The organism is Aquamicrobium ahrensii, from assembly GCF_040545755.1.
Taxonomy (GTDB): domain Bacteria; phylum Pseudomonadota; class Alphaproteobacteria; order Rhizobiales; family Rhizobiaceae; genus Mesorhizobium; species Mesorhizobium ahrensii.
In genome coordinates, this window is sequence record NZ_JBEPMN010000007.1 from 62,179 (window position 1) to 75,410 (window position 13,232).

Consider the following 13,232-nt stretch of genomic DNA (forward strand, 5'->3'; position numbering starts at 1 on the left):
GTTTTGTGGCGGGAGGGGTTCGTCTGGCTTTCATCCAAACGTCACGTGAACTCGCTACCGCGTCGCAGGCGTCACAAGGCGTCAGCTCAATGGAGATAACGAGATGTTCAAGTTTGCGGGGAAGGTACTGTCCGTAACGGCAGCCGCTCTGATGGTCACGTCGGCCATTTCGTCCGCTCAGTCACTGGATGAAATCGTCGAGGCCGCCAAGAAGGAAGGCATGCTGACCACCATCGCCCTGCCGCATGACTGGTGCGGCTGGGAAGGCATTCTGGCCGGTTTCAAGGCCAAGTATCCGGAAATCACCATCAACGAGCTGAATCCCGATGCGGGCTCGGCCGACGAGATCGAGGCGATACGCGCCAACAAGGGCAATACCGGCCCGCAGGCGCCCGACGTGATCGATGTCGGCCTCGCTTTCGGCCCGTCCTCGACCAGCGAAGGCCTGCTTCTGCCCTACAAGGTGTCGACCTTCGACGGCATCGAGGTGAAGGACGCCGATGGCCACTGGTATGGCGGCTATTACGGTGTTCTCGCCTTCGAGGTGAACACCGACATCGTCAAGGACGTCCCGCAGGACTGGTCCGACCTGCTGAAGCCCGAATACGCGAACTCCGTCGCGCTGGCGGGTGATCCGCGCGCCGCGAACCAGGCCATCCTGTCGGTCTACGCCGCCGGTCTGTCGGCTGCGGGTGGCAACGCCTCCAAGGCTTCGGAAGCGGGCCTCGACTTCTTCAAGCAGCTCAACGAGAAGGGCAACTTCGTCCCGGTCATCGGCAAGGCCTCGTCGCTGGCCCAGGGCACCACGCCGATCATCGTGCGCTGGGACTACAACGCCCTTGCCGACCGCGACACGCTCGACGGTAATCCGCCGGTCGAGGTCGTGGTGCCGAAGAGCGGTGTTCTGGCCGGCGTCTATGCGCAGGCGATCAGCGCCTACGCACCGCATCCGAACGCGGCCAAGCTCTGGCTCGAATACATCTACTCCGACGAAGGTCAGCTTGGCTTCCTGAAAGGCTATTGCCACCCGGCGCGCTTCAACCAGCTCGTCTCCGAAGGCAAGGTGCCGCAGGACGTCCTCGACAAGCTGCCGCCGGCCGAGGCCTACACCAGGGCCGTGTTCCCGACGCTCGAGGAACAGGACGCCAACAAGAACGCCGTCACCGGTGGCTGGGACAGCGTCGTCGGTGCCAACGTCCAGTAGGCGGAACCGACTACGGTGCGGCGCTTCATGCGCCGCACCGGAGGCTTTCCGGCAGGAGGGGTAATCGCGCATGAGCCAATCGATCGCCGCGCCGGCTGCTGAAACCGTGCGCCCGCGCATGTCGTTCGCCTGGCTGGGCGTGGCGCCCTTTCTGCTGTTTGCGCTGCTTTTCCTCGTCCTGCCGACGATGCAGATCATTGTCGGTTCGTTCCGCAATGCAGCGGGCGATTTCACCCTCGACAACATCGTCAACCTGTTCCAGCCCTCGATCATGGCGGCCTACTGGATCTCGATCCGCATCAGCGTGGCCTCCGCGTTGCTCGGCTGCCTCGTGGGTTTCCTCATGGCCTGGGCGATGGTGCTGGGCGGCCTGCCCGGCTGGCTGCGCTCGCCGCTGCTCACCTTCTCCGGCGTCGCTTCCAACTTCGCCGGCATTCCGCTGGCCTTCGCCTTTCTCGCAACCTTCGGCCGGCTGGGCCTCGTCACGCTCATCCTGCGCGACTGGTTCGGCATCAACATCTATGCGATGGGTTTCAACATCCTGTCCTTCGGCGGGCTGACGCTGACCTATCTGTTCTTCCAGATACCGCTCACTATCCTGATCATGACGCCAGCGCTGGACGGGATGCGGCGCGAATGGCGCGAGGCCGCCTCCATCCTCGGCGCCTCGCCCTTCCAGTACTGGCGCATGGTGGCGCTGCCGATCCTGTGGCCGAGCCTGCTCGGGACCTTTGCGCTGTTGTTCGCCAACGCCTTCGGCGCGGTCGCCACGGCTTACGCGCTGACCGGCAGTTCGCTGTCCATCGTGCCGATCCTGCTTTTCGCGCAGATTCGCGGCGACGTGCTGCAGGATCCGCATCTTGGCTACGCGCTCGCCTTCGGCATGATCGTGATCACCGGCATCGCGAACTTCATCTATATCTGGCTTCGCGCCCGCAGCGAGAGGTGGATGAAATGAAGATCAACCGCTTCTGGTCCTGGCTGTTCTTCGGCGTCGGCGCGCTCTATTTCGTGCTGCCGCTGGTCAGCACCGCCGAATTCTCGCTCAAAATGCGCCGCAGCGCCTATACGCTCGACGCCTACTGGACGGTGCTGGCCGACCCGCGTTTCCAGCAAACCTTCACCTATTCGGTGCTGATGGCGCTCGCCACCATCGCCTTTGGCGTGCTGCTCGTGGTGCCGACCGCCTACTGGGTGCGGCTGAAGCTGCCGCGCTGGCGGCCGGTGCTGGAATTCATCACGCTCCTGCCGCTCATCATTCCGCCGATCGTGATCGTGTTCGGCTATATCCGGCTGTACAACACATCGTCATGGCTGCCGCTCACCGGCTCCGCCATGGGCACCAACCTGCTTTTGATGTTCGGCTATGTGATCCTGTCGCTGCCCTATATGTACCGCGCCATCGATACGGGCCTGCGCGCCATCGACGTGGCGACCCTGACCGAGGCCGCCCAGAGCCTTGGGGCGGGCTGGGTGACGATCCTCGCCCGCGTCATCCTGCCCAATGTGGCGGTGGCGGTGCTTTCGGGCGCTTTCATCACCTTCGCCATCGTCATCGGCGAATTCGTCATGGCGGCGCTGCTCAACCGGCCGTCCTTCGGCCCGTACATGCAGCTTCTCGGCGCAAATCGCGCCTATGAGCCGGCCGCGCTTGCGGTCATCGCCTTCGCTATTACCTGGGGCTGCATGGCCCTGATCCAGTTCGTCTCGAAATTCGCGCCCAAGGCGCCGGGCGTACAGCACTGAGAACGGAGATCGCGCAGCCAATGCAAGAGCCCTTCCTGTCGATCCAGCACGTCCGCAAATCCTTCGGTGCAACCACCGTCGTGCAGGATTTCAATCTCGACGTCGAAGCCGGCGAGTTCGTCTCCTTCCTCGGCCCCTCCGGCTGCGGCAAGACCACGGTGCTGCGCATGGTGGCCGGCTTCGAGGAACCGAGCGGCGGGCGCATCCTCATTGGCGGAAAGGATGTCACGGGGCTGAAACCCAACCAGCGCAATATCGGCATGGTGTTCCAGGCCTATGCGCTGTTTCCCAACCTCACCGTGGCGCAGAATATCGGTTTCGGCCTGAAAGTGGCCGGCGTGGCGAAAGCCGAGATCGACAGCCGCGTGGCCGAGATGCTCGACATCATCAAGCTTCCCGCGGGCGAGTTCGGCGCCCGCTATCCCTATCAGCTCTCGGGCGGCCAGCAGCAGCGCATCGCGCTGGCGCGCGCGCTCGCGCCACGGCCCAAGGTGCTGCTGCTCGATGAACCGCTGTCGGCTCTGGACGCCAAGGTGCGGGTGTCGTTGCGCGAGGAAATCCGCTCCATCCAGAAGAAGCTCGGCATCACCACCATCTTCGTCACCCACGATCAGGAGGAGGCGCTGTCGATCTCCGATCGCATCGTGGTCATGTATGGCGGGATGGCCGAGCAGGTCGGCACCGCCTTCGAAATCTACAACCGGCCGGCGACGCGCTTCGTCGCCGGTTTCGTCGGCACGCTGAACGTCCTGGAAGGCAAGCTCGGCAATGCCGGCAAGGTGCAGGTCGGCAATGGCGAGATCGTGCTGCGCGAAGAGCCGGCAGGGGTAAAATCGGGCGACGCCGTATCGCTGGCCCTGCGTCCCGAAGCGATCGCGCTCGGCCGCCGCCCCGGTGACGATGCGGTGCTTGGCGGCGAAATCGCGGACGTGCAGTTCCTCGGATCGGTGATCCGCGTTCGGGTGAGGGCGGGCGACAGCACGGTTTCTCTGGATACGTTCAACAACCCGGCGACACCGCCGCCGCAAATCGGCGATCATGTCGAGATCAGCTTCTCGTCAGGCGACGTGATGCTGCTGAACTGAGGGCAGCGACTGGGGCAGGGGCGCGACATCGCCTTGCCGCAGATTGCGCTCCGAACCCACACGCGACAGGAGCACCACCGGCAATAGGGCGATCAGCACGATGGCGAGGGCCGAAATCGACGCCTCCTCATAGGTGCCGCGCGCGGCTTCGCCGTAAAGATGGGTGGCCAGCGTCTCGACATTGAGCGGACGCAGGAGCAGGGTGGCGGGCAATTCCTTCACGCAATCGACGAACACCAGCAGCGCCGAGGCGGCAAGCGCCGTCTTCGACAGGGGCAGATGCACGCGCCGCAGGGTGCCCGAGGCGGTTTCGCCGAGCGTGCGCGAAACCTCGTCCAGAGACTGGGGAATGCGGCTGAGGCCGGCAGCCATGCCGCCTGCCGAAATGGCGAGGAAGCGCGCCGTATAGGCGTAAACCAGCGCTGCGCCGGAGCCGAGGAAGATAAGGCCGGTGGAGACGCCGAACCATGAATTCGCCAGCGTGTTGGCCGTGCGGTCGAACGCGCCGAGCACGATAACAAGCCCGATGGCGATGACGGTGCCGGGTGCGGCGTAGCCGATGGTGGAAAGCCGGAACGCGGTGGCGGAAAGGCCGCCTGGACGAATGCGCGCCGCGTAGGCCGCCGCCGCGCCCAGAGCCAGCGTCAGTACGGTGGCCGCCGCCGAAAGCAGGATTGTGGCCGATACGGTCGAAAGGAAGCGTGGCGGCACGCCGGCATAACCGATGCGGGCCCATGCTTCGGTCGCCAGATAGAGCGCTGGCCCCACAAAGCCGATCAGCACCGGGATCAGGCCGAGCGCCAGCAAAGCCAGGCCGATTGAGGTGGATACGCGCTGGCGCTCGAAGCTTTTGCCGCCGCGCTGCGCGCCGGCCGCGAAGCGCTGGCGTCGGCGCGCATATTGCTCCAGCGCCACCACGGCCACCACGACGACCAGCAGCGACAGCGCAATCTGCGATGCGCCCGGCAGGTCCGAGCGGGTGATCCATGTCGTGTAGATCGAGACGGTCAGCGTGCGCACGCCGAGAAATTCGGCGGCGCCGATGTCGTTCAGCGTCTCCATCAGCGCAAGGCTCATGCCCACGGCGACGGCCGGGCGGGCCAGCGGCAGGGCGATACGCCAGAACACGGCCCGCCGCGAGACGCCCAGCGTGCGGGCCGCCTCGATGAGGCTGGCCGGCTGCGTCAGGAACATGGCCCGCGTGGCGATGTAGACGTAAGGATAGAGCACGAAGGCGAGCAGCAGGATGCAGCCCGTCATTGAGCGGATGTCTGGCAGGCGGAACTCGCGCGGGCTGGAATAGCCGAGAATGGTGCGAAGCGTGTCCTGAACGACGCCGATCGGGTGCAGTATGTCGAGATAGGTATAGGCGACGATATAGGTGGGCACGGCCAGCGGCAGCAGCAGCGCCCATTCCAGCGTGCGCCGTCCGGGAAAATCATAGGCCGTGACCAGCCATGCCGTTCCCGTGCCAAGAACGGCGACCAGCAAGCCGACGCCGGTGAGCAGGATCAGCGTGTCGCGCAGGGCCACGGGCAGAATGGTGGAGAACAGATGCGCCCAAAGCCCGTCGGACCCCTGCATCGCCTCGTAAGCGAGGGCAAGAAACGGCAGCGCCACGGCGAAGGCCGTGACGCCGGCCGCAACGAGCCATGCGGCGCCGGAACGCCGCCGCATACCCTGTCCTGAACCGGTTGCCGCCATGGTCACGAAACCAAAAGGGCATCCGTGGCGGATGCCCTTTTCCCCATGTCAGTTGTCGAAGCCGACCTTGTCGACCAGCTCGCTGGCCGCCTTGCGGTTGGCGACGATCTCGGTGAGCGGTTTGGAGTCGATCTTCAGATCGCCGAGTTCGGCGATCAGCGGATCTGCGGCGACGCCCGTCTTGACCGGATATTCGTAATTCGCTTCGGCGTAGATCTTCTGCGCCTCATCCGAAACCAGATATTCCAGCAGCTTGATTGCCTCTTCCTTGTTCGGAGCATGCTTGGCGACGGCGGCGCCGGAGATGTTCACATGGGTGCCGTCATCCTTGAAGGTCGGCAGGAGGACCTTGATGGCGTCGGCCCACTGCTTCTGCTCGTCGCCGCCCTTGCCCGAGCGCATCAGGCCCACATAGTAGGAATTGGCGACGGCGATGTCGCAGACGCCGCCCAGAATGTCCTTGGCGCCTTCGCGATCGCCGCCGGCCGGCTTGCGGGCGAGGTTGTCCTTCAGGCCGCTCAGCCATTTCTCGGTTTCCTCTGCGCCGTAATGGGCGATGTAGTCGGCGGTGAGGGCGGTGTTGTAGGGATGCTGGCCGGAGCGGATGCAGACCTTGCCCTTCCATTTCGGGTCGGACAGGTCCTCATAGGTGATCGCATCCAGATCAAGGTCGGCGGCGGCGTAGACCACGCGGGCGCGCATCGACAGGCCGAACCAGTGGCCGTCTGCGTCGCGAAGCTGTGCCGGGATCGCCTCCTTGAGGGCGGCGGAATCAACCGGCTGGGTCACGCCCTTGTCGACCAGATCGACAAGATTGCCGGCGTCGACCGCCATGAGAATGTCGGCGGGCGAGCTTTCACCTTCGGAAGCCACGCGCTCGGCGAGGCCGTCCTTGAGGAAGACGGTGTTGACCTTGATGCCGGTGGAGGTGCTGAAGGAATCCAGCAGGGGCTGGATGAGGCCGGGTTCGCGGGTGGTGTATATGCTCACCTCCGCTGCCGAGGCCGCATTGGCAACGGCAAGGAATGAAGCGGCGGCTAGAAGCGTCGTCCCGAAATGTGCGCTGCGCATGGAACCTCTCCTCCTGTGTTGGGGTTACACGAGCCCTGCACCATTTATGATCCAGTTAGTCAAGTTTTCTTGGGCCAGTTTTCAGCTGATCACAGAAAGTTTATCGCCCTGATGGTCAGGAGGCGGCGAAGGCCAGAACCGTGTCCGGATCGATGCGGAAGCGCAGCCTGCCGTCGTGTATGTGCAAGCGCTGTGTGGTGCGCATGGTGAGAGGCGTTTCGAGCCCTTCGACGTTAAGTTCCAGCTGCTCGATCTCGCCCCGGAAACTGCGCGAGCGCACCGAGCCCGAGAGCGCGTTCTCGGCCAGGCAGGGACATACAGCCTGAGGGCGGATGAAGGCCAGCGCCGGGCTGTCTTCGGCAAGATCGAGCCTGCATGGAAAGACACCGAGCGCGGTGTGCAACTGACCATTGCGATAGGTGCCGGGAATCCGGTTGAAGACACTGAAAAATTCCGCCGCATAGCGGTCGGCCGGCCGGTCATGCAGATCGCGACCGGCGCCGCTCTGGACGATGCGCCCCGACCTCATCAGAACGACCCGGTCGCCCGTGGACAGCGCCTCCTCCGGATCGTGGGTGACGATAATCGCGGTGGTGCCGGTGCGGCGCAGCAGGGCGATGGTGTCGTGGCGCACCCGCTCGCGCAGGTCACGGTCGAGATTGGAGAAGGGCTCGTCCATCAGCACCACCGAAGGCTGTGGGGCCAGCGCTCGCGCCAGCGCCGCCCGCTGCTGCTCTCCGCCCGAAAGCATGTGCGGATAGCGGTCCGCCATGGCCGAGAGCGCCGTCAGTTCCAGAAGCATGGCCACGCGGGCGCGTGCTTCCTCGCCCGGCCACTTGCGCAGGCCGAACATGATGTTCTGCCCGATGGTGAGATGCGGAAACAGGGCGTAGTCCTGAAAGACAAAGCCGATATTGCGCGTCTCGGGCTCGACGAATACGCCGGAACCCGCCAGTTCCCTGCCATCCAGATGTACGGTTCCGCTGTCTGGCTGCTCGATGCCGGCGATCAGGCGAAGCAGCGTGGACTTCCCGCAACCCGAGTGGCCGACGAGGCAGACGATCTGCTTCGGCTCGATGGCCAGATCGATCGGACCGAGCGCAAAACCGGGCCCAAGCCGGCGCGCGAGCTTGACGACCTCCAGAACCGGCCCCGGACCTTCGTCGCCATGAGGTTGTTGCGCCATGAAACCACCCTTCCGCTTCGGCCTCATGAGTTGGGCTACATGGCAACGGCCTGCGGATCAAGCGCCTCGCCCGATCGTTGGACCAAAGGAACGCGTGGTTCGTGCGCATTGCAAGGGCTGTCGCCACCCTTTAATTGCGGGAAAGAACATAAGCCGGCTTTGCAATCCGGCGGCACAGCAGGTGATATCATATGAGCCTTGCCGTTTTCAGCGCGGTTCTGGCCGCGGCACTGATGCATGCTTCGTGGAACGCCCTGATCAAGGTCAGGCTCGACCGTTTCGCCTCGATCTCGCTCACCTCGCTCGGCATGGCGGTCGTGGCGCTTCCCGTGCTGCCCTTCGTGGATTTTCCGGGCGGAGGCGCATGGATATGGATCGGCGTGTCGTTGTGCATGCATATCGGCTACCGGCTGTTTCTGATCCGCGCCTATGAGGTGGGCGATCTGGCGCAGACCTATCCGCTGGCGCGGGGCGCCGCACCGCTGATAACCACGATCGGCGGCATCATCCTCATTCAGGAAGTGCCGGGGCCGTTCGCCCTCGCGGGCATCCTGATGCTCTCGGCAGGCACTTTCCTGATGTCGCTGCGCGGCGGCGGCCGGTTCGCGGCTCTCAATACGGCGGCTGTCGGTTATGCGTTGACGACGTCGCTGTTCATCGCCGGCTACACGCTGGCCGACGGCATGGGCGCGCGGGAAGCCACGACGGCGCTGAGTTATGCGGCATGGCTGTTCGTGTGCGACGGCGTCGTCGCGACCTCGGTCGCACTCGTTTACCGGGGGCGGCGTCTGGTGCGGACGCTGGCGCTGGAATGGCGCATTGGCCTGCTCACCGGTTTTCTAAGCGGCGCCGCCTATGCGATCGCCATGTGGGCCATGACCAAGGCGCCGATCGCCTCGGTGGCCTCGCTGCGCGAAACTTCCATCCTTTTCGCCATGGCGATCTCGGTTTTCGCCCTCGGCGAGAAGATGACCGGCTGGCGTGCGGCCTCGGCCCTGTGCATCGTGGCGGGGGTGGTGGCGCTGCGGCTGAGTTGAAAGCGGTCAGAGCGGTGAGGCCGGCGAGGTCTTTGCCGCATCGATGATCCGGCCCAGCAGGCCGTGGAGGTCCTCCCTGTGCCCGGTGCTGCCGGACGGGGCGGCGTCGTCCGAGGTCATCACCACGGTCAGACTGGCGGCGGGGACGATGTAGAGCATCTGCCCTCCATACCCCCAAGCATAGGAGACATCTTCGCCGGCGACGTTGCGCTGGAACCAGCCATAGCCGTAGCCGTCCTGCGTGAAGCGCGAATGGGTGCGCACGCGCCAGGATTCCCCGATCCAGCCTTCCGGGACCACGCGAGCGCCATTGCCGGCGACGCCTCCACGCCGATACATCTCGCCGAACGCCAGAAGCGAACGCGGGCTCATCGCCATCTGGTTGCCGCCGAAATGGATACCCTGCGGATCGCGGTCCCATGAGGCGATCGAGAACCCTTCGAGACCGGAAAACCACTCCCGCGCCAGCGCCAAGGTCGATTTTCCGCTGGTCTGCGTAAGGATCGCGGACAGGAGATGCGTCGAGCCCGTCGAATAGAGCATTTCCCCGCCCGGCTCGGCCACAAATGGCTGGGTCAGGACGAAACGAACCCAGTCGCGGCTCGCCACCCACCGCCCGTAATTCGCGCCCGAGGTTCGTTCCAGCCCGGCCTGCATCGACAGGAGATGGCCGATGGTGATCTCGCGCAGGCGGGAGTCCGGACTGTCTGGAAGATACCGCCCAAGCAACCCGGCGATTGGCTGGTCCACGCTCTTGATCAAGCCCTTGTCGATGGCGATGCCGATCATGGCGGAGACAATGACCTTGGAAGCGGATTTGATGTTGGAGGGCGCAGTCACCGAGTGACCGCGATATCCGCGCTCGGCCACGGTCTCCCCGTCATATGCGATGAGAACCGTGCGCAGCGGCTCAAGATTTCCGGCGTCGTCGAGAATGTGCTCCAGCCGTTCGCGCATCCCGGCCTGTGAAAAGGCGGGTGCGGCGAAAACGCATGTCCAGACGAGCAATGCGCTCGATATGGAGAAGACCCTGGTGCGCTGCTTGCGGATTGCGATGTTGGGCGTTTTGCTAGCCATGCTGCGCTGCACGTTCGCCTCTTTCGCCGTCCCTGACAAGTTGCATGGCCTGTTCCGCAGATCACGATACCGTTGGGGTCGGGTTGCCTGGAAACGGAGTTGAACCGCTTAGATGCGGTGTTCAACTATTGCCCGGGGCTCATCATCGAGCCAACGATATTCCAATCGTGGCGGTTGAGCTATGAAGTGACGCGATGTAGGTTCATCTGCCTGGATGAAGTTGTACGTGCCTGAAAAACATAATTTTATCAATATATTAGAAAATAAAATAATTGAAGAACCGAGCGAGGTGAGTGATATTAGGCAAATGTTGACGCTTGGCGAACTCCACAACGATCCGCTTGCCGTTGGCGAGCGTTGGGTAGCTCAGGGCCGCGGCGTGGCGCTCGCCACTGTGGTTGAAACCTGGGGTTCGGCTCCGCGTGCGGCTGGCAGCCATCTGGTCGTCGACGCCGAAGGGAACTTTCAGGGTTCGGTGTCGGGCGGCTGCGTGGAGGGTGCGGTCGTGGCCGAAGCGCTTGAGGTGATTGACGGCGGGAAGGCTGGAACGCTCGAATTCGACGTCGCGGACGAAGCCGCCTGGCAGGTGGGGCTGTCGTGCGGAGGGCGCATCCGGATCTATGTCGAAAAACTGGATCGGGATTCCGGAGCCCCGGGGAAGCTTGATGTCTTGCAAGCATTGAACCAAGAGCGTCTGGCCCGGCGGGCCGCAGTGGTCGTCACCGATTTCGGCGATGGCGCAAGCCGCCTGCTGCGTCAGGGAGACGAGGTGGCCGGTGCGCTCGGCGACGCCGTGAGGGAAGCCTTCTGCACTGGCCGGTCGCGCAGCGTGGTGGTCGAAGGCCGCACGCTGTTTCTCAACGCCCATGTGCCGCCGCCACGTCTGGTGGTCATCGGCGCGGTGCATATCAGCCAGGCGCTGGCGTCACTGGCCCGCACGGCAGGTTACGCGGTGGAGATCATCGATCCCCGTACGGCCTTCGCCACGCCGGAGCGCTTTCCGGGCGTCACCTTGCATGCGCGCTGGCCGCAGGAGGTGCTGGCGCAGACGCCGCTGGACGACCACACGGCTCTCGCTGCGCTCACTCATGATCCCAAGATCGACGACATGCCGCTGCAGGCGGCGCTTGGGGCCGGCTGTTTCTATGTAGGTGCGCTGGGCAGCCGCAAGACTCACGCAAGGCGGGTCGAACGGTTACAGGCGGCAGGTTTGAGCAGTGAGCAGATTGCGCGAATTCATGCGCCTATCGGCATCGACATCGCAGCCGAGGGGCCGTCCGAAATCGCCGTTGCGGTGCTGGCCGAAGTGATACGCGCTTTCCGCACCCGTGGTGTCGTTGCAAAGGAACATGCGGCGTGAGGTTCGGCCCCGTTCCACTTGCGCAGGCTGAAGGCGCGGTGCTGGCGTATTCGATTGCGGTGGGCGGCAAGCGCTTTCGCAAGGCGCATGTTTTGACCGCCGAAGACGTCGAGGCGTTCCGTGCCGGCGGCGTCGCCGAAGTCATCGTGGCCGTCATGGAAGCCGGGGATGTCGAGGAGAACGAGGCCGCGACGCGTATAGCAGCGGCGCTTGGCTTCGACGGCGCCGTCGCCAAGCCTGCAGCCACCGGCCGGGTCAACATCTTCGCCCGCCACGATGGCTTGTTCACCGTGGACAAGGCGCTCATCGATGCGATCAACGCAGTCGATCCCGACGCTACTATTGCAACGCTGGCCTCCCATGTTCAGGTCAGCACCGGCCAGATGGTCGCCACCGTCAAGATCATTCCCTTCGCCATGCGTTCCGAAGCTCTGGACGCCATCATACGGTTGACCACAAGTCGCATGGCTTTCGCCGTGCACGCGTTCCGGCCTCACCGGGTCGGCGTGATCCAGACCGTGTTGCCGGGCGTGAAGAGCAGCGTGCTGGACAAGACCGTTCGGGTTACCGAAGATCGATTGCTGCGCTCCGGCAGCAGTGTTTCGGAAGAAGTCCGCATCCCGCACGAGGCGCGCGCCGTCGCGGAGGCCATCGGCTCCCTGGCTGACCGTAGCGACATTGTGCTGGTGTTCGGGGCCTCCGCCATGAGCGATCCGGAGGATGACGTCATCCCCGCCGCGATCCGCGCTTCGGGCGGCACGGTGCTGCGCTCCGGCATGCCGGTCGATCCCGGCAACTTGTTCGTGCTGGGCGAGCGTGCGGGCAAGCCGGTGCTCGGTGCGCCGGGCTGCGCCCGCAGTCCACGCCTTAACGGCTTCGACTGGATACTGGACCGTATCTGCGCCGGACTTGAAGTCACGTCCGGCGACGTTGCGGCGATGGGGGTAGGGGGCCTGCTGATGGAAATCCCGTCGCGGCCGCAGCCGCGTGAACCCATGCCGGTCCCGCCGCACCCGCAGGTGCAGGCGGTGGTGTTGGCCGCCGGCCAGTCCAGCCGTATGCGCGGCTCCAACAAATTGCTGGCCCTGTTCGATGGCGAGCGGCTGATCCGTCGCGCCGCCTTGCGCGTTCTCGCCTCCAAAGCGGCTGGCGTCACTCTTGTCACCGGCCACCAATCTGTATTGGTCGAGGAGGCGCTGCAAGGGCTCGAGCTGGTGCTGGTCCACAATCCCGACTTCGCGAACGGCCTGTCGACCTCGCTCAAGGCGGGGATCGCAGCCGCGCCTGCCTCCGCCGACGGCGCACTGATCATGCTTGGCGACATGCCCGGCATCACCAGCGGAGATATCGACCGCCTGATTGACGTGTTTCGCGCTAGCGGCGGCGCTTCCATCGTGCGAGCCGTGTGCAACGGAAAGCGCGGCAATCCGGTGATCCTGCCGCGTTCCCTGTTTGCCGCGGTCGGGAAACTACACGGCGACACAGGCGCGCGCCATCTGATCGAATCGGCAAATGTCGGCGTCATCGACGTCGATATCGGCCCTGGCGCCACCATCGACGTCGACACGCCGGAGGCGCTCGAAAATGCACGCGGCATGTCCAGCCCATGACGGCTGGTTCAACGGCCAACTGACCGACATTCCCGAGTGCAAGCAAGCCGGACTGCCGGCGCAGATTTTCTATTGTTGGAAGATGCAGGCGGCCATGTGCAGGCAGGGGGTGCGGTAAAAAATTCCCGGCCAGCGTTCATGCTGCGTGGCGC

Annotated in this window: 11 protein-coding genes and 1 pseudogene; 8 read left to right on the forward strand and 4 right to left on the reverse strand. The window is 64.5% G+C overall.

Features of this window, described 5'->3' with window-relative positions; genetic code table 11:
- Positions 1 to 103 precede the first annotated feature (103 nt).
- The 4 genes from ABID44_RS10935 to ABID44_RS10950 all read left to right on the forward strand — a co-directional run bounded on the left by ABID44_RS10935 (position 104) and on the right by ABID44_RS10950 (position 4,035).
- The gene (locus tag ABID44_RS10935) at positions 104 to 1,204 is read left to right on the forward strand and encodes an ABC transporter substrate-binding protein (RefSeq protein ID WP_354151749.1); all 1,101 of its coding nucleotides are present in this window, start codon (positions 104 to 106) and stop codon (positions 1,202 to 1,204) included.
- Between the two features lie 70 nt (positions 1,205 to 1,274).
- Positions 1,275 to 2,162 carry an ABC transporter permease gene (locus ABID44_RS10940; protein ID WP_354151750.1) on the forward strand — a complete coding sequence of 296 codons (888 nt, stop codon included), beginning with the start codon at positions 1,275 to 1,277 and terminating at the stop codon, positions 2,160 to 2,162.
- A complete protein-coding gene (locus tag ABID44_RS10945; protein WP_378226494.1) occupies positions 2,159 to 2,950 on the forward strand; it encodes an ABC transporter permease in 792 nt (263 codons plus the stop codon). Before ABID44_RS10940 ends, ABID44_RS10945 begins: the two co-directional genes overlap by 4 nt.
- 20 nt (positions 2,951 to 2,970) lie before the next feature.
- A complete protein-coding gene (locus ABID44_RS10950; protein ID WP_354151751.1) occupies positions 2,971 to 4,035 on the forward strand; it encodes an ABC transporter ATP-binding protein in 1,065 nt (354 codons plus the stop codon).
- Here ABID44_RS10950 and ABID44_RS10955 read toward each other — a convergent pair.
- The 3 genes from ABID44_RS10955 to ABID44_RS10965 form a co-directional block, all read right to left on the reverse strand.
- On the reverse strand, positions 4,009 to 5,619 hold the full coding sequence (locus ABID44_RS10955) for an ABC transporter permease (protein WP_378226505.1): 1,611 nt from the start codon (positions 5,617 to 5,619) through the stop codon (positions 4,009 to 4,011). The genes ABID44_RS10950 and ABID44_RS10955 overlap by 27 nt on opposite strands.
- A 168-nt stretch (positions 5,620 to 5,787) precedes the next feature.
- Positions 5,788 to 6,810 carry a Fe(3+) ABC transporter substrate-binding protein gene (locus ABID44_RS10960; protein ID WP_354151753.1) on the reverse strand — a complete coding sequence of 341 codons (1,023 nt, stop codon included), beginning with the start codon at positions 6,808 to 6,810 and terminating at the stop codon, positions 5,788 to 5,790.
- Between the two features lie 115 nt (positions 6,811 to 6,925).
- Positions 6,926 to 7,996 (reverse strand): ABC transporter ATP-binding protein, encoded by a 1,071-nt coding sequence (locus ABID44_RS10965; RefSeq protein WP_354151754.1) that lies wholly within the window; start codon positions 7,994 to 7,996, stop codon positions 6,926 to 6,928.
- Positions 7,997 to 8,187: 191 nt separating this feature from the next.
- Here ABID44_RS10965 and ABID44_RS10970 point away from each other — a divergent pair, with 191 nt between their 5' ends.
- The gene (locus ABID44_RS10970; RefSeq protein ID WP_354151755.1) at positions 8,188 to 9,033 is read left to right on the forward strand and encodes an EamA family transporter; all 846 of its coding nucleotides are present in this window, start codon (positions 8,188 to 8,190) and stop codon (positions 9,031 to 9,033) included.
- Between the two features lie 6 nt (positions 9,034 to 9,039).
- Here the strand turns inward: ABID44_RS10970 and ABID44_RS10975 are convergent, their stop codons facing one another.
- A complete protein-coding gene (locus ABID44_RS10975) occupies positions 9,040 to 10,110 on the reverse strand; it encodes a serine hydrolase domain-containing protein (RefSeq protein WP_354151756.1) in 1,071 nt (356 codons plus the stop codon).
- Positions 10,111 to 10,417: 307 nt separating this feature from the next.
- Between ABID44_RS10975 and ABID44_RS10980 the strand changes: the two are divergent.
- From ABID44_RS10980 to ABID44_RS10990, 3 genes and pseudogenes are all read left to right on the forward strand, one after another.
- Positions 10,418 to 10,660 (forward strand): annotated as a pseudogene (locus tag ABID44_RS10980) (XdhC family protein); the annotation flags it as partial.
- A gap of 120 nt (positions 10,661 to 10,780) precedes the next feature.
- Positions 10,781 to 11,470 (forward strand): XdhC family protein, encoded by a 690-nt coding sequence (locus ABID44_RS10985; RefSeq protein ID WP_354151843.1) that lies wholly within the window; start codon positions 10,781 to 10,783, stop codon positions 11,468 to 11,470.
- Positions 11,467 to 13,080: an NTP transferase domain-containing protein gene (locus ABID44_RS10990; protein WP_354151757.1), complete on the forward strand. Its 1,614-nt coding sequence runs from the start codon at positions 11,467 to 11,469 to the stop codon at positions 13,078 to 13,080. The genes ABID44_RS10985 and ABID44_RS10990 overlap by 4 nt, the downstream gene beginning before the upstream one ends.
- Positions 13,081 to 13,232 lie beyond the last annotated feature (152 nt).